The following is an 18,931-nucleotide window of genomic DNA, read 5'->3' on the forward strand; positions in this document are numbered from 1 at the left end:
ATTTTCTTTCAAGGGATTTTTTTGTCGCATCTATTATTTTACTGTTCCTTCAGCCTGTTCTGCATTGAATTTCCATTCCACCTGCAGTGCATCTCCCTGGAATTCATTTTGGTCCTCTCCGTTATCCACAAATTCGAACAGCGCTATTATTTTATCGGTTTCCCCAGGTTTCAGGCCATCCGGTACTGTTCCCCCTCCTACAAAGTTATCAATGGCTGTTAAATCCGGAGTTTGTGATTGCAGTTCATGCAAAGTCGTCTCTGCAACCTGTACGGTTGCGTTAGCCTGATTGTAAAGGATCGTGACTTTAATATGCTTGCCGAAATCATCCGCATTTGCAGCCCCATTTAATTTTGCATCTTCCACCTGATAATTTGTATGCAGCAAGATCTTGGAGATATCTAGAGTGCCGTTATTTGTGATGGTAAATTCACGTGAAACTTCATCACCTGGTTTTAAATCGCCAATATTGACGATTGTTTCAGGGTTTACCGCCAAATCCAGGGTACCTGCTGCAAACGTGTTATTCGTAACCTCCGTATCGCTGAAGTAAGCGTATGTACCCCCACCCATTAATGAAAAACCTAAAGCAGCTGTCAAAAGTCCTTTACTTACCTTTTTTGCAAATCCCATGTGTTACTTCCTCCTTTAAATACTATAAATTTATTTAACTCTTATTTACCTGTGGCAGATAAGAGGCATAACCGAAGTATTAAGCGTTTTTAGTTTCGTATTCTTTAAGAGCCAGAAAAATAGTCCTCCCTGCAGATAGCAGCAGGAGCAGTCCCGGGATAAACAGCAGGAGTGCGGCTCCTTCCTTGGATGCTGCAAACTCAGCAGCATAGCCTGCATATGGAATGGTAAAACCCGCATATTTACCGGTTATATTTTCAGGCTGCACATATTCCATATCCGGAGCGTCATTGTTGTCGCCTTTCGTTTGATATAAAATTCCGGCTTTCGTTGTCTTTACTTCGACAATTCTATGGGTAATTAATTTATCTCCTGATTTAAAGGTAATAATATCTTCCGTTTTTAAATTTTCTTTACTGTCCAGTTGTTTCACTAGAATGATGGATCCTGTCATGAAGGTCGGTTCCATCGATCCCGATAAAACAGCTTTTGCCTGATACCCTGCAAGGGACGGTTCTCCTCCGGATGCTTTTGAGGATATCACCCAAATAGCAAGCAGGCAGAGGAGCATCAATCCTGCTGCACTGATACATTTACTCAGTATTTTCAGGGCTTTCTTCATTGGCTATTTCCTCCTCTTCATCCTTCTGTGTGTGATCGTTAGTAACAGAATGTTCTTCCTTTAGGTTCGCCTGTTCTTCAATTGTATCTTCGTGGTCTACCTTTTGCTTAGGTATTTCTATTTTTTCATCCTCATCCAACTTGTCTGTTTTAAGGCCCTCGTTTTGCTGCTCTTTCTTCCGCGCCTGTAATTTTTGGTTAAAAAGCTGTTCCAGCTCCTGAAGATAAAGAGAATCATTCATTATCAAAAGGAGCTTGTCTACTTTTAGAAAACCTTCACTTACATACTCATATCCTTCCTTTTTTTCTGCTTGCCGGTCCAGTTTTTCCAGTTCAGCTCTTATTCTATGAAGTTCCTCCAAGCTGGCTGTTATCTGTTCTTTTTTTCTCAAAAATTCAGAGGGCGGATCTTCGGTCCCATTAAAGAGCCCGTTCTTCACAGATGTTTCTAAACCCGCCTGCTCTTTTACTATTTGTTCACTGCTTATCCTCGCTTTCTCTTCAAGCCCGTGAATATATGAAGGGAAGACAAAAGCAGTGGAGATATTAATAGGCTTTGCCTCTGCCTGGCTTGTAAAGGCAGCTTCTGTTTTCCCGACAAGCTGAGTGCCCGCATAAAAACTCAGGCAGCAAAGACATGGCAATATGACTTTGTTCAACTGCTTCCCCATCTCCCGCTCTCCTCTCGAAAAGGTGTCTGTGGAACAAGCATACGAGAGGTCATGTGCAAAGTAAATTGGGTTATTTTGCGGTATTCCAAGGCAAAATACAAGCTATTTTGATTTCCGAGTTCATGAAAGACAGTCATTTCGCTGATCCCTATAACCCAATTGACCATTTGTGGAATTTTCAGAATAATGGACCTTGAAATACCAATCCAAATTAAGAGGTGATCCGTTTGAAAAGAAATCAGCTGAAAAAGAAAGTCCTCCCTGCAGTTCTGGCAGCTTCGTTTGCCATCTCAGGACTATCACTGCCCGCCAAAAATGTGCTGGCAAATGAAGAAATCGTTAAGTATCATCAGGAATTAAAGACGCCTTCCTACATAATTGGGAACTGGCAAGCTCCTGAAGGAATGAACAAGGAAGAAGCCGTTTATGCGTTCCTTCAATCAAAGGCGAACTTATTCAAAAATGCCGGCTACGATTCCAGGGATCAATTCAAAATCATTGATCAATTTAATGATAAGCAAACAAACACACACCATTTCAGAACAGTAGAGCAATATAACGGAATTCCTGTATACGGATCACAGCAGACCATTGCTTTGGACGACAGTAACAATGTGACAGCCTTCTTCGGTAAAGTTACACCAAATCTGGCACGTTCCATTATTCCTACAGATGCGAAACTGGGGGAAGATGAAGCATTGGAAAAGGTAAAGGAAAGCATTGAAGATAAAATCGGAGAAGTGAAGAGCTATGACGGTATAGAAGGAGAACTTGTTATTTATCCGCATAATGGGCAAAAGGTTCTGGCTTATTATGTAACAGCTTCCACCTCAGCGCCGGCACCGGGGTATTGGCATTATTTCGTAGATGCTGCAACTGGAAACATCATTCATAGCTATAATGCCATCACAGAACTGACACCATCTTTGCCTGAACAACCTGAGGCACAGCAGACGGCTTCTTCCCAGCCTGCACCGAAAGCACTTCCGACTGTTTCAGAACCTGTTCAGGCAAGAGGAATGGATATTTTCGGGACACTGCAGTCATTCCAGTCAGTTAAAGATCCGGAAACAGGAACACATTATTTATTCGATGGGACAAGATCTAAGGGAGTCCATACATTCAAAGCGAACCGCATGCCTGAAAACACGTTTATTATCCTTTCAGCGCTTTTGGGCCTAACTGGATTTGAGGTTGAAAGCCGAAATAACTTCTTCTATGATCCCTCTGCTGTGTCTGCACATGTGAACGCAGGTAAAGTTTATGATTACTATAAAAAGGTTCATGGCCGGGATTCCCTTGATGGCGATGGGATGAAATTAGTTTCAACTGTCCATATCGGTTCGAAGTGGAATAATGCTGCATGGAATGGGAAGCAGATGCTATACGGTGATGGTGACGGGACTCGCATGATTTCCTTGTCCGGCGGTCTTGATGTGATCGGGCATGAAATGACACACGGTGTTATCACCAATACAGCCGATTTAATTTATGAAAATGAATCCGGTGCGATCAATGAATCCATTGCAGATATTTTAGGGGCTTTCGCTGAAAATAAAACAGGTGAAGACCTATGGTTATTGGGCGAGGATATTTGGACGCCTAATACACCAGGTGACGGTCTCCGTTCCATGAGTGATCCAGGTTCGGTCTATATTGGCGGCTATACAGAATCAGGCTACTACCCTGATCACTACAGCAAACGTTATATTGGAGAACTTGATAAAGGCGGTGTGCATATCAACAGCAGCATCAACAACAAAGCAGCCCATCTGATCACAGATGGAGGCACTCATTACGGTGTTTCGGTTACAGGAATTGGAAAGACAAAAGCCGAGAAGATCTTCTACAGAGCACTTACCCATTACCTGACAGCAAGCTCCGACTTCAGCCAAATGCGCCAGGCAGCCATCCAGGCGGCAAGAGATCTGCATCCGGATCGAAACGGACAGCCTTCAGCTGAGGTAAAGGCCGTCATGGCAGCATATGATGCTGTTGGCGTTCAGTAAAATTATCTTCTAAAATAAAGAGAAACTCGCCACATTTTTGCTATGGCGAGTTTTTTAATATAGCTTTGCCTTCCTCATAGCTGAAAGGATGCCTAAAATTACGGTGATAATATGGGTTAAGAAAAAGGTGTAAACATTAAAATAAAGACTATTTGTGTATTGATTAAACCAGCCAAAACGGTAAATTCTTGATTCTGGGTTATCGGGCGTTCCTCCAAGAGCGATGATCAGCTCACTTGTGTAATCATGAATGGCAATCATCAGCAAAACACAGCCGGCAAGTGCAAAAAGAAAGATTCCTATAGTGATTTTACTATCTTTCACAACCTTTGCTTTTACCAGTTTAAAAGTATAGACCCAACTGGAAATAAAGACAGGTGTAAAAAGAAAGATGACGAGGATGCCTAAATTTCCATTGCCGGAAACCACATGCGGCTTTACCGTAAAAAGATGTTCTATAAGGTAAAAACCAAAGAATGAAAACATGAAGCATAAACTCCAAAGGATAAGTTTTTTACTCAAGAGCAGACACCCTCTTCGTAATTTACTTTATTTCAATAAATTTCAAGGCAGCTTAATACTAATTAACGCTATTTTAATAGCCCCGCCTTTTTTTCATGTTTACTACCTACCCCACACTCGCAGCCAGCAGGTAAATCCCTGTGAAAATCAATATAATGTATGTAAAAACCTTGAAAAAACGCTGATTGATTTTAACAAATAAAATTTGTCCCAGGTATAGACCCAGCAGCACCAGCGGCAAAGCATACAAGCTTGAAAGCCAAATCGTCTTATTGGTCCCTGCAAAGATAATCTGAAATACCAGACTCGCCGAATAGATAAACAAGTAAAAAGCCAAAGTGGTTCCCCTAAGCCGCTCTTTTTCGGTATCAGTTCCTGAAAAATATAACAGGAGCGGCGGGCCTGGCATGCCAATGCTTGTTGTCATTATTCCTGACAATCCGCCTACTGAATAATCCCTGCGGCTTGTTTCTTTCACACGGAAATTCGCCATCAAAAGGAGAGTTAAAAGCAAAATAATGAAACTGACAGCTAACTTCAGCCGGGAAATGTCCAAAAATAAAAAAATGGCAATACCGATGGGCAGCCCGGCTGCACTTCCAATTGCGAACCTTTTCAAAACTCCAAAGTCTGTATCCTTCTTGATTTTTGAAAATAAGGCAGCAGAAATAATTAAAGATAAAATCAAATTAATTTGAATGGCTTCTCTAGGTTCAAAAAGAAGCAGCAAAAACGGTGTGGCCAGGATTGAGAAACCAAATCCCGTGCTTGTCTGTAAAATGGATGCAATTAAAATAATAAGGATGAAGAGAAAGATTTCCATGCACAAAACCTGCTTTTTACCCTATTTTAACACAGCCTGGAAACAATCTGGCACACCTTGAGCTTTTCCTATACAATAATGGAAGGAATATGCAAAAGTGTGGTGAGTTAATTGTTTAAAGTGCTTTTAATTGAGGATGATGCCTCCCTTTTTACTGAAATCAAAGACCGTCTCTCCCAGTGGTCTTATGAAGTCCATGGAATTCAGGACTTCAGTGGAGTCATGAAGGAGTTTGCTGACATTCAGCCTGATTTGGTCATTATCGATATCCAGCTTCCGAAGTTCGACGGGTTTCATTGGTGCCGGATGATTCGTTCACATTCGAATGTGCCGATTATTTTCCTGTCATCCCGGGATCATCCAACAGATATGGTCATGTCCATGCAGCTTGGCGCTGACGATTTTGTCCAAAAGCCCTTCCACTTCGATGTGCTGATTGCCAAAATACAGGCAATACTCAGACGTGTCTATAACTATAGTGCCGTTCAGAATAACCTCAAGACCTGGTGCGGTGCAGCGGTTGATTTCGAAAAGAATACCGTTACAAATGAAAGTGGCTGCATAGAATTAACGAAAAATGAAATTTACATATTAAGGCTTCTGATAGAAAGAAAAAATCAAATTGTCAGCAGGGATGATATCATCAATAGCTTATGGGATGACAAACGATTCATTAGCGACAATACTCTAACGGTCAATATTAATAGACTAAGGAAAAAGCTTGATGAAATTGGGCTTGGCACCAGGATCGAAACAAAGGTCGGCCAGGGATATATGGCAATTGAAGAGGATGCCTCGCATGTTTAGGAAATATATCTGGGAAAGGTTAAGCTGGATCCTGCTGTTCGGTTTCCTTCAGGTGCTTGCTGCCTTTGTAGTATATATGGACTCTGCCATATCTCTTAAGCCATTCCTTTATTACACCTTTTTATCTGCAATCATTTTTACTGGGTTCATCTTTCTCCGTTATCAAAAAGAAACACGATTTTACAGAGAAGTAGCCGAGAGGGAAGATAATTTAGATCTATCGAGCATACCGGAGTCAGAAAGCCCATTTGAAAAAATAGTGGAGTCGGGCCTGGTTAGCCAAACCGAACGGTTTAAAAAGGAGTTCACCCAGAACTGGACACTTCTCGAGCAGGAAAAAGATGAACTTCTGTCCTGGATTCATGAAGTAAAAACACCCTTGACTGCCATGCATCTCATGATTGACCGGATTGGGGATCAGACCCTTAAATCCGCCCTGACGTATGAATGGCTGCGCATACACCTTCTTCTTGATCAACAGCTGCATCAAAAGCGGATTCCTTCTATGGAAAATGACTTGTATATTGAAATGATTAATCTCGAAGACATCCTATACAGTGAAATCAAATCTCTGCAGTCCTGGTGCATGCAAAAAGGCATTGGCTTTGAAATGGAAATGGAAGAAACGGAAGCTCTGAGCGACGCGAAATGGTTTAGTTTTATCATTCGCCAGCTTTTAACCAACGCTGTGAAGTATAGTGAGAAATCAGACATTTTGATTTCGGGTTCGCAGCATGACGGTATAATATCGTTGAGGATTCAGGATTTTGGCAGAGGCATTGATCAAAGGGATTTGCCGCGAATCTTTGAGAAGGGGTTCACATCTACTGCAAATCACCATGAAAACGCAGCAACAGGCATGGGGTTATATTTAGCCAAAAAAGCCGCAGACCAGCTAAAAATAAAAATCCATGTGGAGGCTTGTTTAGGCAAAGGCACAATCATGACACTTGTCTTCCCTACCCGCAATGATTTCGTCAGCATAACAGGCATGTGACAGAAATGTCACATGCTTTTGCTGTTTGTTCGTTCAATCGAAGGAATTACATAAACGTAACCTTCTATAATAAAGCTATCAAAGAAAGGATGGTTACACATGTTTGTACTTGAAGCCAAAAAAATTCATAAAAGCTACGGCAATAAATTTAATAGGCAGGAAGTATTAAAAGGAATTGATATGAAAATTGAAACGGGTGAATTTGTAAGCATTATGGGCGCTTCAGGTTCAGGGAAGACCACTCTTCTCAATGTACTCTCGTCTATTGATAGTGTTAGCGGCGGAGAAATCAAGATTGAAGAAAAGGAAATGACAAGACTGAAGGAAAAGCAGCTCGCCCAGTTCCGCAAGAAGCATCTCGGGTTTATTTTTCAGGAATATAATCTCCTGGATACATTGACAGTGAAGGAAAATATCCTTCTCCCGCTTTCCATCAGCAAAACACCAAAAAAAGAGGCAGATGAAAAGTTTGCAGAGGTTGCGGGTGAACTGGGCATATTCGAGTTAAAGGATAAATACCCTAATGAAATTTCCGGCGGGCAAAAGCAGCGGACTTCTGCAGCTCGTGCTTTCATTCATGAACCAAGCATCATTTTCGCGGATGAGCCGACAGGTGCGCTGGATTCGAAATCAGCATCAGACTTATTAAATAAGTTAAGTGATTTAAATGAGAAAAGGAAAGCAACGATCATCATGGTTACCCATGATCCTGTTGCTGCTAGCTTCTGCAGCCGGGTTATTTTCATCAAGGATGGCCAGATTTATACTCAGCTGAATAAGGGTGATCAATCAAGACAGGCTTTTTTCAAGGATATTATGAAAACACAAGGCGTTTTGGGCGGTGTGCAGCATGAGCATTAATACCATCATCCTCCGCAATCTGAAAAAGAATCTGAAAAATTATTATCTCTATGTGTTCGCGCTCATTTTCAGTGTTGCGCTCTATTTCGCCTTTGTCACCCTTCAATATGACCCATCGATGTCTGAAGCAAAAGGCTCGATTAAAGGTGCAGCAGCAATCAAAACAGCCTCTATCCTGCTCGTTGCGATCGTTTCCATCTTTCTTCTGTACGCCAACACTATCTTTATCAAAAGGCGAAGCAAAGAAATCGGGCTTTTTCAGCTGATAGGAATGACAAAAAATGAAATTTTCAGGCTGCTTAGCCTGGAAAATCTCTTGCTGTATTTTGGTTCCTTGATCATTGGAATCTTTATCGGTTTTTCAGTTTCAAAATTAATACTGATGATCCTTTTTAAATTGACAGGTGTTGAAGGAATTGCGTCATTGCACTTTTCAAGTGAGGCGCTTTTGCAGACTGTCATCGTCTTTACGGTAATTTATGTTTTCATCATGCTGATGAACTTTGTTTTTATCAAAAGGCAAACCATTCTATCTTTATTCAGGGTGGTTTCGGTTGCAGAAGGAAAAGTCAAAAAGCTGTCCATTATGGAAATGATCTTGGGGGTGCTTGGTTTAGCCTTGATCATTGCCGGCTATTATATCTCTTCCCTTTTATTTGGCGGGGATTTCACGTCCATGAACGAGCTGTTCCTCGCGATGGTGGTCATCCTTGCTTCCGTTATCATTGGAACCTATCTTTTCTACAAAGGATCGGTAAGCTTTATCGCCAGCCTGATCCGCAAAAGGAAAGATGGATACCTGAATGTTAACGAAGTGCTTTCATTGTCCTCCATCATGTTCCGCATGAAGTCGAGTGCACTGCTTTTAACGATTATTACAACTGTGTCCGCCCTTGCGATCGGGCTGCTGTCATTAAGCTATATTTCTTACTACTCAGCGGAAAAATCAGCCCAGGATAGCCTCCCCTCCCACTTTTCGTTCACTGACAAGGAAGATGCAGGGAAGTTTATAGGGAGCCTTCATAAAGAGGGGTTAGAGTATAAGGAACAAAGTATTGAGGTATTGCAGGTGGATGCTGATATGGAGGACATCCTGGATGTCAATCTGGAAGAAATGAATTTTGATTCGCCAACCATGCTTTTGCCGGTTGTAAGCGAAAAGTCCATAGCTGGCATGGAACTTTCCCCTAATGAAACCGTGCTGACTGGATATAATGATGCACTGCAGAAGTTCATGACGATGAAGGACTCAGGAAAGCTTGAGTTCAAGGGAAAAACAAATACCATTAAACAAAATTATATAGGGCTAAATAAAGACTTTGTCATCCCGTTTTATTTTACAGCAGGCGGGCTGCCGGTGGCCATTGTGGATGAGCAGGTGTATGAAGAGCTGAAAGCAGACCTTAATCCTGAGATCCAGCTGGAGGATTCGCTTTTCATCGGAGTGGATATGAAGAATGACAGCGATATTGAAAAAGCCAATACACTCTTCAAAAAGATGGAGTTCAGCGGCAGAGCCGATTCCCAGCAAGAGATGAGCACAAGGCAAAAAATGAACATGGGACTGGTCATGTTTATTGTCGGTTTTCTTGGCTTAACCTTCCTGGTCACTTCAGGCTGCATCCTTTATTTCAAACAAATGGATCAGAGTGAGGATGAAAAACCAAACTATACAATTCTGCGGAAACTTGGCTTTACACAGGGAGACCTGCTGCGCGGGATTCGATCCAAAATGGCATTCAACTTTGGAATTCCGCTTATCGTCGGCCTTCTGCACAGCTACTTTGCCGTAAAATCCGGCTGGTTCTTCTTCGGAAGCGAGCTTTGGATGCCGATGATCCTGGTTATGGTGCTTTACACGGTGCTTTATTCGATTTTCGGAATTTTGTCTGTGATTTATTCGAAAAAAGTGATAAAAGATGCACTATAGAACGGAAAAACCGCTCAGGTATGCTGGCCTGAGCGGTTTGGTTTTTGTTGGTTTTATTTGCAGTTTTCCAAGCTTGTTTGCCAGATTCCATTGTTTTTTTGCAAGTTTTCAGAGTTTATTTGCTAATTATTGGATTTGTTTGCAATTTCTTCGCATTTATTTGCAATTTGTCTCATTAGGATCATACTTTTAAAACTTTTCATTAGCTGTGATTCAACAATTAACTTATCCAGTTCCTGGCTTAATTTCAAGGTCTCTTCATCGGTTAGTCCCCTTGAATGAATGCATGCAATCATAGCTTGCCTGGTCTGTTCAATTGCCTTTAGTAATTCCATCCCCTTATCCTTCCAGAAGCGGAATTCGGGATTTATACCTTCTAACCAGCTCGCGGTTATGCTGTTCTGCTCCGTCTACATTGCCGCTTTTAAAGATAGGCGGTTCGAACCCGTTTTCTATCATCACTTCCACTGCTTCCGCCATTAGGCTGTTTACAATCGCAAAGCCAATAATAGATGAGGCGGAGCCAAACCGAATCCCCAAAGCTGAATGCTCCATCAATGCGTCCCCTGGTTCTATATGATTGTCGATCGCCAAATCCACAGATGAATAAAGATACTTTCCGTTTTTGTGCCGGGAGGATTGAGTGTTCGCATAACGCGGGGATGTGATCCCAATGACGAATGCTCCACTCTCTTTTGAGATTTCAGCTACATCGATCGGGACTGGATTCCGTCCAGATGTTGATGCTACAATGACGACATCACCAGGCCGGATATCAGCATTCTCCATAAAGCTTTCCGCAAGATCATTTTGTTTTTCCATTAATGAGGAACGGACCGCTCCCTTATGAAGCATTAAATCCTCTGCAAAAATAGGCTTAATCGGGGCGAGCCCTCCTGCCCGGTAAAACAGCTCTTCCCCGAGCATATGAGAGTGACCGCATCCAAAAACATGAATAATCCCATTGTTTTGAATACACTCAGCCAAAGCACGGGCGGCATTTTTCATTTTTTGACCTTCTTCTATTTCCAAAAGGGTCAATAATTCTTTTACTTCATTCAGATATTTCGCAAGCATTGCTACTACCCCATTTATACCGAGACTTTTGATGCGCTTAGAGCCGCTTCGTCGGCAATCACTTTAACGTTTGGATGATTTTTTAAGATGGATGCCGGGAAAAGTTCATTAACACCATTTCCAAGAAGCTTTTGAATGGCATCCGCTTTTGCTTCACCTGAAGCGAGAAGAAGGATCTCCCTGCTCTGCATGATCGTTGAGATTCCCATTGTAATGGCTTGGGTCGGCACCTCTTCGATCGTATTAAAAAACCTGGCATTGGCTTTAATAGTAGAATCTGCTAAATCAACAATATGAGTTTTAGATAAAAAAGACGTGCCAGGCTCATTGAAGCCAATATGTCCATTATTGCCGATCCCCAAAATTTGCAGATCAATGCCACCATGGTTTTTCAGCTTATTTTCATAATTACGGCATTCTTCTCCCAAATCCTCAAGCGTACCATTGGGGACAAAAGTATTTTCCTTCTGGATGTCCAGATGATTAAACAATACTGTATCCATAAAATAACGGTAGCTTTGCGGATTTTCCCCAGAAAGACCGATATATTCATCCAGATTAAAAGTTGTCACGTTTTTATATGATGTTTTGTTGCCCTGGTGATCTTCAATCAACCTTTTATAGGTTCCCACAGGGGTGCTTCCGGTTGCCAATCCCAGTGTTGCTTCAGGAAGCTGGCGGACCTTCCTGATGATATAATCTGCTGCGGTTTTACTCATTTCTTCATAATTGGTTACTTTAATAATCTCCATCATGAGTTTCCTCCTTGCTCAAAAAGCTGAATAAGAATATATTTGCACTTTTAATTGCAAAATATAGTAATTAAATAAACCCATTTATATTAATTATCGTATCACCTCAAAGTATAGTTGTCTATACCAATTTCATTGTTAGAAAAGTCTTAATATAAGAAAGAAAATCCTGCCCTTTAGAATTTTTTCTTTCAAAATGGTATAGACAACTATATTTATATTTTGGTATGATTACGACAGTTTAGTAAAACGCTTTCTTATTCATAATTTTTTATTAAGGAGAGATCAATATGTTAGGATTCTTACAAAGAATTGGTAAGGCATTAATGCTTCCGATTGCCGTCCTGCCTGCCGCCGGTCTACTGCTCCGCTTTGGACAAGATGATTTATTGGGCATTCCGTTTATTGCAAATGCCGGCAATGCCATTTTCGCCAACCTGGCACTTATTTTTGCCATCGGGGTTGCGATGGGATTTGCGAAAGACAGTAATGGAGCAGCTGCCCTTTCAGGCGCCATCGGTTTTCTTGTATTAACCGAAGGGGCAATTGCCATCGATGAAAATATAAATATGGGAGTTCTGGGCGGTATTATTGCCGGTATTATTGCTGGATTATTATATAACCGCTTCCATGATATCAAACTTCCGGATTGGCTCGGATTCTTCAGCGGCCGCCGATTCGTTCCGATTATTACTTCCGTAACGATGATTTTGCTGGCTGCCATCGCTGGTTTTGCCTGGCCTCCTATCCAGGGTGCAATCGATTCACTGGGCAACTGGATTATTGGTCTCGGCGCTTTGGGATCAGGTCTATTTGGATTCTTAAACCGCCTGCTTATTCCATTAGGTCTTCATCACGTATTGAACAGTTTATTCTGGTTCCAGTTCGGCGAATTTGAAGGAGTTAATGGAGATATTGCCCGCTTCTTCGCCGGAGACCCATCAGCAGGCGCTTACATGACTGGATTCTTCCCTGTTATGATGTTCGGTCTTCCTGCTGCAGCTTTTGCGATCATTGCAACAGCTAAGCCTGAAAAAAGAAAAGCTGTATCAGGAATGTTCATCGGTCTTGCACTGACTTCATTCCTGACTGGTATTACGGAACCAATCGAGTTCTCATTTATGTTTATTGCACCGCTTCTATATGGAGTGCACGCAATCTTAACCGGGGTTTCCATGTGGGTTACCTCTCTATTGGGCATCCGCGATGGTTTCACATTCTCAGCAGGCGCACTCGATTTTGCGCTGAACTTTAATATCGCTGAAAAGCCGCTGCTGCTTTTGGGAATTGGCGTCATCTACGCTATTCTTTACTTCGTTATCTTCTATGCCTTAATAAAAGCGTTAGACCTGAAAACGCCTGGCCGTGAAGATGAAACAGACGCAGTTGAAGAAGAAGAGGCACCTGCTGCTCAGGGCAATAATAAGTATGAAGTTATGGCCAGCCAGTTTATCAAAGATATTGGCGGAGCTGACAACATCACTTCCATTGATAACTGTGCAACACGCCTTCGCTTAAATATTGCTGATATGGAAAAAGTTAAGGAAAGTGCACTGAAGGCACATGGTGCTAAAGGAATCATGAAATTAAGCAAAACCAATCTGCAGATCATTGTTGGAACAGATGTAGAGTTTGTAGCAGATGAAATGAAGAAAATTAAGAAGTAGTAATAATTAAAAAACAGTGTCCCCTGCCGGACACTGTTTTTCTTATAGCAGCTTAATATCAGGTGGAAGCTTTGCAGAGCAGAGTATTTCCAGCTCCTTTATGCGCATTAAATTATAAGATGACCCTTCCATAAGCAATTGATCTGCAAATGCCGGATGGCACATGACTTCCACTGTTTCCCCGTCTTCTGCCTTTTCTGCCAGCCTGCTGAAATAGTCTTCCTGAATGCCATCTCCGTAAAAATCGAATAAGCATCTGTGAGAATAGCTTTTGACCCCTTCAAGCACTTGCACGCCATTTACTCTGAAAGGGAGGTCGTATTTATTGGACAGGCTTTGAACCACTGGGAGAAACTCTTCGCGTGTATGAACGTGATGATGGCTATCCAAATGGGAAGGCGTAAGACCAGCCCCGATAAAACGGTCAATTTGTGCAGACCACTCAAGCTCGAGCTCTTCTGCGGATATTCCGTCCAAATCTGCCTGTGATCTGAAGTATCCACCTTTATTTGTTAAAGTTATTAAATGGGATAATAACGGCTTCCCGCATGTTAGGACTAAATGGACGCCAGTTCGTAAACCCGGGTATTGACTGGCCATTGCCAGGGCCTGCTCGGTTCCCGGCATGTTCATCATCATGGTGGCAGAATTGACAATTCCATATAGGTGGCTGTGCAAAATTCCATAGTTAACTCCGGGACTATAGCCGAAATCATCAGCATTGACGATGAGTTTGATCATGATTATTTTCCTCCGGTTGCATAGCTGCAAGGCAGCTTGAAACGATCTGCTTCCCTGCAAATTTCTACTTTAATTGTTCTGTTCTCTTTTTTTATTGTGTCTTTATTTAAGTCATTTGCATCTGATCCTTGCTTTTTTGCGCTTTCGGGACTGATTGCGTCGTGATTTACTTTAATTGCGCTGTTCTGTTTCTTTATTGCGCCGATATTTAAGTCATTTGCGTCTTCCACTTGCTTTTTTGCGCTTTTGGGACTGATTGCGTCGTGATTTACTTTAATTGCGCTGTTCTGTTTCTTTATTGCGCCGATATTTAAGTCATTTGCGTCTTCCACTTGCTTTTTTGCGCTTTCGGGACTGATTGCGTTGTGATTTACTTTAATTGCGCTGTTCTGTTTCTTTATTGCGCCGATATTTAAGTCATTTGCGTCTTCCACTTGCTTTTTTGCGCTTTCGGGACTGATTGCGTTGTGATTTATTGAAATTGCGGCAAATAGGTACGATGGGCTTCGAGCATTTCATCAAGGATCTTTTTAGCTATTTTATCGGAACCCACCAGCGGATTGATTGTCAGCGCCAGTAGAGCAGTATTGTAATCACCAGTCAGGGCAGCTTCTATGGTCACCCTTTCAAAGGATTTAATGGATTGAACCAGCCCTCTGACTGCAACTGGGAGTTCACCGACCGCTATCGGCTTCGGTCCATCCTTCGTTATTACGCAGCTGACTTCAACGGCTGAATCTGACGGAAGGCCTGCAATGGCACCATAATTACGGGTGTTAACCGGCTGTATATCCCTTTTATCAGTATAGATGGAATGAATCAGCCTGCATGCTGCATCACTGTAGTAAGCCCCTCCCCTTTTTTCAAGCTGCGGCGGCTTTTCAGCAAGATCTGGATTCTGATATAACTGGAACAGCTCTTCCTCCAGCTTTTTAACCACTTCAGCCCGAGTTCCGCCTTCTGATGCTGCCTTGACTTCTTCTTCCACCATTTCACGTGTTTTATAGTAATAATTATGGTAAGGACAAGGAAGCACATTTAATGCCTGCAGAAATTCCGGTTCCCATCCCATCGCATGGATGTTTTTCATCGTGATCGAATGTTCTTTGTCCGTAAGCTTATTCAGCACCTCTTCCTTGACGCTCACTCCATCGACATAGACGTCAAGCCCGTATACGAGGTGATTGAGTCCCGCAAAGTCAATTCTTACTCTGCTGTGATCCACATTCATTAACTGGGCAGCCCCCATCTCCATCCCAATCGGCACATTGCATAAACCAACCACTTTTTTGATATTGCTGTATCGCAGGACTGCTTCTGTGATCATTCCTGCCGGATTGGTAAAATTGATGAGCCATGCATTGGGGCACAATTCTTCCATTTCACGGCAAATCTCCATAATGACTGGAATGGTTCTGAGTGCCTTGAAGAATCCTCCCGGGCCATTGGTTTCCTGGCCCAGGACTCCATATTTCAGCGGAATTCTCTCGTCTTTTCCTCTTGCATCCAAAAGCCCGACACGAAATTGGGTTGTAACAAAATCGGCATTCTTAAGCGCTTTTTCCCTATCCAAAGTAAGCTGAATCTGTATGGGAACCCCGGCTTTTTCAACCATCCGCTTCGCTAATTGTCCGACAATCTCGAGCTTATTTCTTCCTTCCTCCACATCTACAAGCCAAATTTCCCTGACTGGCAATTCCTCATGTCTTTTGATAAAGCCTTCAATTAATTCAGGTGTATAGCTTGAACCTCCGCCTATTACGGCTATTTTTATACTATCTGGTTGCTGTGCCATTCGTTTACCTCTCTTAGTCAAGTTTCTTGTATAAGTCGATAAATTCCTGTGCCATGTCTTTGATAGTCAGTGCATTCATCAAATGATCCTGGGCATGGACAAGAATGATGGGCAGATCGAATTGAGCCCCGGAAGCCTCGCCCTGAATTAACTCAGTTTGATGTCTGTGTGCCAGCACAAACTCCTCCTCTGCTTCCCGGATTTTTGCTTCCGCTGCTTCGAACTTTCCGGCCTTTGCTTTCTGGATGGATTCCATGGCGAGACTTCTGGCATTCCCGCTGTGCAAAATAAGCTGAAATGATATTTGATAAAGCTTTTCTTTATCCATTTATTAACCCGCCTAACCTTGAATTGTTGGTGTTTGTTCTGGCTGCACATGCTTCAGTTTCTTTTCATCCATTTTCCCTGTTATATATACGAAAGGAAGATAAATGACAATGGAAATTGCTAAATTCACAAGTGCCAGCACAGCACCGGAGATATGCCCTCCTGTAGCAAGATAGCCGCCAATTCCTGCAGGCGTCACCCAAGGAATGCTTGCCACAACGACCGGATAAACAAGGCCCCATTTAATAGCCAGATAAGCCACTACAGTCATAATGACCGGTGCCGAAATAAACGGTATTAGCCAGATTGGATTTAACACGATCGGCAGGCCGAATAATAAAGGTTCATTGATTTGGAAGATTCCAGGCGGCGTTCCCAATGCCAGCATTTGCTTGTGCCTCTTCCGGCCTGCAATAAACATGGCAATGATAAGTCCAAGAGTTGCTCCAGAGCCGCCAAGATATACAAAGGCATCCAGGAATGGGCCTGCCAGAATGGCATACTTATCAAGATCTGCTACTCCCTGAGCATACAAATCTGTATTTTTGGTTCCGAGAGATGTGAATAAAGGCGTTGTTACACCTCCAAGAATATTAGGCCCATGGAGTCCAACCGCCCAGAAACCATGCACCAGAAAGACAATAAGGATCGCAAATGGCAATGAATCAGCTGCATTTGTCAAAGGTGCGACAAGGGTTGCATTGAGCCAGTCATTCAAAAATTCCCCATTTGTCATTTTTCTGAACAGAAGGCCTGCCACTCCAAATATGAAAATCGTCAGCATGCCCGGCACCAGTTTGGCAAAAGCCCCTGCAACGGCTGGTGGGACTCCATCCGGCAGTTTGATAATAAAGGCTTTTACCTTGGTCAGACGTATAAATAATTCGGTTGCAAGAAGTGCTACCACAATCCCTGTAAATAAAGCCGTAGCATTAAAGTATCCATAGCCAATGAATCCCCAGACGCCTTCCGTATCAGGCACCTGGCCTACCTGAGGGATTAAGAGGAAGAAGCAGGCTGCGGCAACCAGCATCGCCTCGAATCCATCATCCCCATACGATTTGGCAAGCCTGTGGGATATACCAAATACGGCGAATATGGTTAAGAAGGCAAACGTACCCCACCAGATATCTCCGCCAAGTGTTTTCCAGGATTCGCCGAAAATACTTTCCATGAGCCTGCCGTATGGTTTAATGATTTCCCCCAAATTATTAAACAGGACAGCAAATGATCCTACCATCGTGATGGCGATCATCCCGATCAATGCATCCCGGATAGCAAGCAAATGCCTGTTATTGCCGAATTTCATTGCATAAGGCATGATATATTTCTCAATAAACGTCATCATCACTATTCACCCTTTATTAATGAAATAGCTTGCTTTAATACTTCCTCTCCATTGCATAAGCCATAATGCATTGGGTTTATGGGAGCTACAGGAATCCTGTCGCCAGCCTCCTTCTTCAACTGCTCGGTCATAAACCGAATCTGCGGTCCCAGCAGCAGGACATCTGCCGAATCAATATGGTTTCTAACCTCCCCGTTGCCAACAGCCCAAATTTTACAGTCGATCCCCTGGCTCTCAGCGCTTGCCTGCATTTTTGTCACTAGAAGACTGGTAGACATTCCAGCCGAACAGCATAACAAAATATTCATGATTGACCCCCTTTTCTCTGTAAGCGATTTCAAAATAATAGAATGATTGCTTAACTTAATAGTACCATTGATAAAACAGATTATTCAGTCAATTCAAACGAAAAAATATTCCTTTTTTGAAGTCATTCACCCCCCTTCAATATCCTATGCTTGAAATTAATTGTAATGACAAATATTTAATTTTTCAATACATTTTTAAAATTTGTTATTACAAATTAATTTGTAATTGATATGACAATAAGTTTTATGGAATAATAGAAAGAAGAACAGAGTAGGAGGAACGGGTATGAAAGACGGTTTCACCGAGGATAGTGCCCTGCACTTGATGGTTAAAGAAAGCATTCTTGAACTTATTCGAAATGGAGAATACAAACCGGATACAAAATTGCCGACAGAAGCGGAGTTTTGTGAAAAATATGGAGTCAGCCGGACGACCATCAGAACAGCACTCCAGCAGCTGAGCACAGAAGGCCATATTTATCGCCAGCAAGGCAGAGGCACTTTTGTATCAAGCAATAAAGTTAAGCAGCGGCTGACTTCTACAGTCGAAAACTTTTCAAAGCAAATGGCGATGCAGGGAAAAAACCCGCTTATAAAAGTAATAAACCTGGAAGTCATCCCTGCCGATCCCTTCTTGGCAGATGTCTTTGACCTGTCAGAAGGCGATCCGGTTAATGTACTCGAACGGATCAGGTATGCGGATGACGAGCCGCTTCAATATGAAAAAGCCTTTCTGCCATGGAAAAAGACCCCCAGCTTGAACCGGCAGGCCTGTGAAAAATCCTTATACAATTTGCTGCAGACTCAATACAACTTAAAAATCCAAAAGACAGTCGAGCATTTAGAAATTTCATTCCCGGAAGAGGAAATTAGTGACCTGTTAAAAATCAAACCTGAAACACCGTGTTTCGCTCTTGAAACCTATGCCTATATTGAAGACGGAAGCTTAATCGAGTATTCCAAAACGATGTTCCGCGGGGACTATGCTCATTTTATTATTGAACGGAATTATGAATAAAAGCTAAGCGGATTAATTCGCTTA

General features: G+C 42.4%; 21 protein-coding genes. 7 read left to right on the forward strand and 14 right to left on the reverse strand.

The window, feature by feature from the left end; genetic code table 11:
- Positions 1–33: 33 nt before the first annotated feature.
- The 3 genes from IRB79_RS14915 to IRB79_RS14925 form a co-directional block, all read right to left on the reverse strand.
- On the reverse strand, positions 34–633 hold the full coding sequence (locus IRB79_RS14915) for a TasA family protein (RefSeq protein ID WP_197206791.1): 600 nt from the start codon (positions 631–633) through the stop codon (positions 34–36).
- A 79-nt stretch (positions 634–712) separates the two neighbouring features.
- Positions 713–1,255 carry a signal peptidase I SipW gene (gene sipW / locus IRB79_RS14920; protein WP_197206790.1) on the reverse strand — a complete coding sequence of 181 codons (543 nt, stop codon included), beginning with the start codon at positions 1,253–1,255 and terminating at the stop codon, positions 713–715.
- Positions 1,227–1,925 carry a DUF4047 domain-containing protein gene (locus tag IRB79_RS14925; protein ID WP_243503254.1) on the reverse strand — a complete coding sequence of 233 codons (699 nt, stop codon included), beginning with the start codon at positions 1,923–1,925 and terminating at the stop codon, positions 1,227–1,229. The genes sipW and IRB79_RS14925 overlap by 29 nt, the downstream gene beginning before the upstream one ends.
- A gap of 242 nt (positions 1,926–2,167) precedes the next feature.
- Here IRB79_RS14925 and IRB79_RS14930 point away from each other — a divergent pair, with 242 nt between their 5' ends.
- Complete coding sequence (locus tag IRB79_RS14930; protein ID WP_431833435.1) at positions 2,168–3,934, forward strand: M4 family metallopeptidase; 1,767 nt, start codon at positions 2,168–2,170, stop codon at positions 3,932–3,934.
- A 54-nt stretch (positions 3,935–3,988) separates the two neighbouring features.
- Here the strand turns inward: IRB79_RS14930 and IRB79_RS14935 are convergent, their stop codons facing one another.
- Together IRB79_RS14935 and IRB79_RS14940 are read right to left on the reverse strand one after the other, a co-directional pair.
- Complete coding sequence (locus IRB79_RS14935; protein ID WP_243503256.1) at positions 3,989–4,420, reverse strand: hypothetical protein; 432 nt, start codon at positions 4,418–4,420, stop codon at positions 3,989–3,991.
- A 142-nt stretch (positions 4,421–4,562) separates the two neighbouring features.
- The gene (locus tag IRB79_RS14940; RefSeq protein WP_243503257.1) at positions 4,563–5,279 is read right to left on the reverse strand and encodes a sulfite exporter TauE/SafE family protein; all 717 of its coding nucleotides are present in this window, start codon (positions 5,277–5,279) and stop codon (positions 4,563–4,565) included.
- A gap of 111 nt (positions 5,280–5,390) precedes the next feature.
- On the opposite strand from IRB79_RS14940, the gene IRB79_RS14945 reads away from it, so the two are divergent.
- From IRB79_RS14945 to IRB79_RS14960, 4 genes are all read left to right on the forward strand, one after another.
- Positions 5,391–6,086 carry a response regulator transcription factor gene (locus tag IRB79_RS14945; RefSeq protein ID WP_243503258.1) on the forward strand — a complete coding sequence of 232 codons (696 nt, stop codon included), beginning with the start codon at positions 5,391–5,393 and terminating at the stop codon, positions 6,084–6,086.
- Positions 6,079–7,083 carry a sensor histidine kinase gene (locus IRB79_RS14950; RefSeq protein ID WP_243503259.1) on the forward strand — a complete coding sequence of 335 codons (1,005 nt, stop codon included), beginning with the start codon at positions 6,079–6,081 and terminating at the stop codon, positions 7,081–7,083. Before IRB79_RS14945 ends, IRB79_RS14950 begins: the two co-directional genes overlap by 8 nt.
- 99 nt (positions 7,084–7,182) lie before the next feature.
- Complete coding sequence (locus tag IRB79_RS14955) at positions 7,183–7,944, forward strand: ABC transporter ATP-binding protein (protein ID WP_243503260.1); 762 nt, start codon at positions 7,183–7,185, stop codon at positions 7,942–7,944.
- A complete protein-coding gene (locus IRB79_RS14960; RefSeq protein WP_243503261.1) occupies positions 7,934–9,874 on the forward strand; it encodes an ABC transporter permease in 1,941 nt (646 codons plus the stop codon). The genes IRB79_RS14955 and IRB79_RS14960 overlap by 11 nt, the downstream gene beginning before the upstream one ends.
- Positions 9,875–9,996: 122 nt before the next feature.
- Here IRB79_RS14960 and IRB79_RS14965 read toward each other — a convergent pair whose 3' ends face one another.
- The 3 genes from IRB79_RS14965 to nagB are packed head-to-tail and all read right to left on the reverse strand — an operon-like array spanning position 9,997 to position 11,703.
- Positions 9,997–10,209, reverse strand: coding sequence for an aspartyl-phosphate phosphatase Spo0E family protein (locus IRB79_RS14965; RefSeq protein WP_243503262.1), 213 nt, complete (start codon positions 10,207–10,209; stop codon positions 9,997–9,999).
- A 4-nt stretch (positions 10,210–10,213) separates the two neighbouring features.
- Positions 10,214–10,951, reverse strand: coding sequence for an SIS domain-containing protein (locus IRB79_RS14970; protein WP_243503263.1), 738 nt, complete (start codon positions 10,949–10,951; stop codon positions 10,214–10,216).
- A 14-nt stretch (positions 10,952–10,965) separates the two neighbouring features.
- A complete protein-coding gene (gene nagB / locus IRB79_RS14975; protein ID WP_243509426.1) occupies positions 10,966–11,703 on the reverse strand; it encodes a glucosamine-6-phosphate deaminase in 738 nt (245 codons plus the stop codon).
- Between the two features lie 290 nt (positions 11,704–11,993).
- Between nagB and nagE the strand changes: the two genes are divergently transcribed.
- Positions 11,994–13,370, forward strand: coding sequence for an N-acetylglucosamine-specific PTS transporter subunit IIBC (gene nagE, locus IRB79_RS14980; RefSeq protein ID WP_243503264.1), 1,377 nt, complete (start codon positions 11,994–11,996; stop codon positions 13,368–13,370).
- Positions 13,371–13,412: 42 nt separating this feature from the next.
- Here the strand turns inward: nagE and chbG are convergent, their stop codons facing one another.
- The 6 genes from chbG to IRB79_RS15010 are packed head-to-tail and all read right to left on the reverse strand — an operon-like array spanning position 13,413 to position 17,889.
- Positions 13,413–14,111, reverse strand: a complete 699-nt coding sequence (gene chbG / locus IRB79_RS14985) for a chitin disaccharide deacetylase (protein WP_243503265.1) — start codon at positions 14,109–14,111, stop codon at positions 13,413–13,415.
- Positions 14,112–14,113: 2 nt separating this feature from the next.
- Positions 14,114–14,545 (reverse strand): hypothetical protein, encoded by a 432-nt coding sequence (locus tag IRB79_RS14990; RefSeq protein WP_243503266.1) that lies wholly within the window; start codon positions 14,543–14,545, stop codon positions 14,114–14,116.
- Positions 14,546–14,583: 38 nt separating this feature from the next.
- Positions 14,584–15,906, reverse strand: a complete 1,323-nt coding sequence (locus IRB79_RS14995) for a 6-phospho-beta-glucosidase (RefSeq protein ID WP_243503267.1) — start codon at positions 15,904–15,906, stop codon at positions 14,584–14,586.
- Between the two features lie 13 nt (positions 15,907–15,919).
- Positions 15,920–16,234 carry a PTS sugar transporter subunit IIA gene (locus IRB79_RS15000; protein ID WP_009334324.1) on the reverse strand — a complete coding sequence of 105 codons (315 nt, stop codon included), beginning with the start codon at positions 16,232–16,234 and terminating at the stop codon, positions 15,920–15,922.
- A gap of 12 nt (positions 16,235–16,246) precedes the next feature.
- Entirely contained in the window at positions 16,247–17,581 is a 1,335-nt protein-coding gene (locus IRB79_RS15005) for a PTS sugar transporter subunit IIC (protein WP_243503268.1), read from the reverse strand.
- A gap of 2 nt (positions 17,582–17,583) precedes the next feature.
- On the reverse strand, positions 17,584–17,889 hold the full coding sequence (locus tag IRB79_RS15010) for a PTS sugar transporter subunit IIB (protein WP_243503269.1): 306 nt from the start codon (positions 17,887–17,889) through the stop codon (positions 17,584–17,586).
- 286 nt (positions 17,890–18,175) lie between these two features.
- On the opposite strand from IRB79_RS15010, the gene IRB79_RS15015 reads away from it, so the two are divergent.
- Complete coding sequence (locus tag IRB79_RS15015; protein ID WP_243503270.1) at positions 18,176–18,907, forward strand: GntR family transcriptional regulator; 732 nt, start codon at positions 18,176–18,178, stop codon at positions 18,905–18,907.
- The last annotated feature ends 24 nt before the right edge of the window (positions 18,908–18,931 follow it).

Source organism: Cytobacillus oceanisediminis, assembly GCF_022811925.1.
Classification (GTDB): Bacteria; Bacillota; Bacilli; order Bacillales; family Cytobacillaceae; genus Cytobacillus; species Cytobacillus oceanisediminis_D.

What these genes read in the sequence shown, in the direction of transcription:
- IRB79_RS14915 (WP_197206791.1), bottom strand. Translation starts at nt 633, where the DNA reads ATGGGATTTGCAAAAAAGGTAAGTAAAGGACTTTTGACAGCTGCTTTA.
- sipW (WP_197206790.1), bottom strand. Translation starts at nt 1,255, where the DNA reads ATGAAGAAAGCCCTGAAAATACTGAGTAAATGTATCAGTGCAGCAGGA.
- IRB79_RS14925 (WP_243503254.1), bottom strand. Translation starts at nt 1,925, where the DNA reads ATGGGGAAGCAGTTGAACAAAGTCATATTGCCATGTCTTTGCTGCCTG.
- IRB79_RS14935 (WP_243503256.1), bottom strand. Translation starts at nt 4,420, where the DNA reads ATGTTTTCATTCTTTGGTTTTTACCTTATAGAACATCTTTTTACGGTA.
- IRB79_RS14940 (WP_243503257.1), bottom strand. Translation starts at nt 5,279, where the DNA reads ATGGAAATCTTTCTCTTCATCCTTATTATTTTAATTGCATCCATTTTA.
- IRB79_RS14950 (WP_243503259.1), top strand. Translation starts at nt 6,079, where the DNA reads ATGTTTAGGAAATATATCTGGGAAAGGTTAAGCTGGATCCTGCTGTTC.
- IRB79_RS14955 (WP_243503260.1), top strand. Translation starts at nt 7,183, where the DNA reads ATGTTTGTACTTGAAGCCAAAAAAATTCATAAAAGCTACGGCAATAAA.
- IRB79_RS14960 (WP_243503261.1), top strand. Translation starts at nt 7,934, where the DNA reads ATGAGCATTAATACCATCATCCTCCGCAATCTGAAAAAGAATCTGAAA.
- IRB79_RS14965 (WP_243503262.1), bottom strand. Translation starts at nt 10,209, where the DNA reads ATGGAATTACTAAAGGCAATTGAACAGACCAGGCAAGCTATGATTGCA.
- IRB79_RS14970 (WP_243503263.1), bottom strand. Translation starts at nt 10,951, where the DNA reads ATGCTTGCGAAATATCTGAATGAAGTAAAAGAATTATTGACCCTTTTG.
- nagB (WP_243509426.1), bottom strand. Translation starts at nt 11,703, where the DNA reads ATGGAGATTATTAAAGTAACCAATTATGAAGAAATGAGTAAAACCGCA.
- nagE (WP_243503264.1), top strand. Translation starts at nt 11,994, where the DNA reads ATGTTAGGATTCTTACAAAGAATTGGTAAGGCATTAATGCTTCCGATT.
- chbG (WP_243503265.1), bottom strand. Translation starts at nt 14,111, where the DNA reads ATGATCAAACTCATCGTCAATGCTGATGATTTCGGCTATAGTCCCGGA.
- IRB79_RS14995 (WP_243503267.1), bottom strand. Translation starts at nt 15,906, where the DNA reads ATGGCACAGCAACCAGATAGTATAAAAATAGCCGTAATAGGCGGAGGT.
- IRB79_RS15000 (WP_009334324.1), bottom strand. Translation starts at nt 16,234, where the DNA reads ATGGATAAAGAAAAGCTTTATCAAATATCATTTCAGCTTATTTTGCAC.
- IRB79_RS15005 (WP_243503268.1), bottom strand. Translation starts at nt 17,581, where the DNA reads ATGATGACGTTTATTGAGAAATATATCATGCCTTATGCAATGAAATTC.
- IRB79_RS15010 (WP_243503269.1), bottom strand. Translation starts at nt 17,889, where the DNA reads ATGAATATTTTGTTATGCTGTTCGGCTGGAATGTCTACCAGTCTTCTA.
- IRB79_RS15015 (WP_243503270.1), top strand. Translation starts at nt 18,176, where the DNA reads ATGAAAGACGGTTTCACCGAGGATAGTGCCCTGCACTTGATGGTTAAA.